General features: G+C 66.5%; 1 protein-coding gene. It reads right to left on the bottom strand.

What is annotated here, in order from left to right:
* Window positions 1-746, bottom strand: a 746-nt coding sequence (locus ACTXPP_RS14130) for an AMP-binding enzyme (RefSeq protein WP_443342752.1), incomplete at its 3' end; no start/stop codon positions are given.
* Window positions 747-764: the final 18 nt, after the last annotated feature.

Raw genomic sequence — 764 nt, 5'->3', positions numbered from 1 at the left:
CCGCCGAGGGTGAAGAAGTCGTCGTCGATGGTCAGGACCACGTCGTTGCTGAGGTTGAGCACGTCGGCGAACACCGCGGCGATGGCCTGTTCGGTGCCGGTGTCCGGTGCCCTGCCACCAGCACCGGCGGATGCGGTTAGATCGGGTTTGGGTAGGGCCCGGCGGTCGAGTTTGCCGTTGACGGTGGTCGGCATCTCATCAAGGACACTGACAGTGGCCGGGACCATGTAGTCGGGCAACCGGTCAGCGGCCCAGTCACGCAGGATAGTGAACCAGTCGCGATCATCACCGTCAGCGTGATCTGTCTGATCGCCACCGGTGGCGCTGGTGCTGGTGGTGATGTAGGCGGCGAGGAACTTCCCGCCGGCCGGATGATCCAGGGCCACCACCGCGGCGGCGGACACACCAGGGTGAGCGGCCAGTACGGCGCGGATTTCATCGGGTTCGACCCGGTTGCCGCGGATCTTGACCTGGTCATCGGACCGGCCGAGGTACTCCAACTGGCCGTCCCGATTCCAGCGCACCAGGTCCCCGGTGCGGTACAGCCGGGAGCCGGGTCCGTGGGGGTCACCGACGGGGGTGTCATCGTCGGCGAAGGGGTTGGCGATAAACCGAGCGGCGGTGAGGTCTGCCCGGTTAATGTAGCCGTCAGCGAGTTGGTCACCGCCGAGGTAGAGTTCCCCGGTCACGCCGGGGGCGACGGGGCGTAGCCAGGTGTCCAGGACGTAGGCGATGGTGTTCGCCACCGGGCAACCAATAGGAAC

This window comes from Candidatus Corynebacterium faecigallinarum (assembly GCF_052264515.1).
GTDB lineage: Bacteria > Actinomycetota > Actinomycetes > Mycobacteriales > Mycobacteriaceae > Corynebacterium > Corynebacterium faecigallinarum.
The sequence above is the reverse complement of the archived record's forward strand: the minus strand, read 5'-3'. Positions and strand labels throughout refer to the sequence as shown.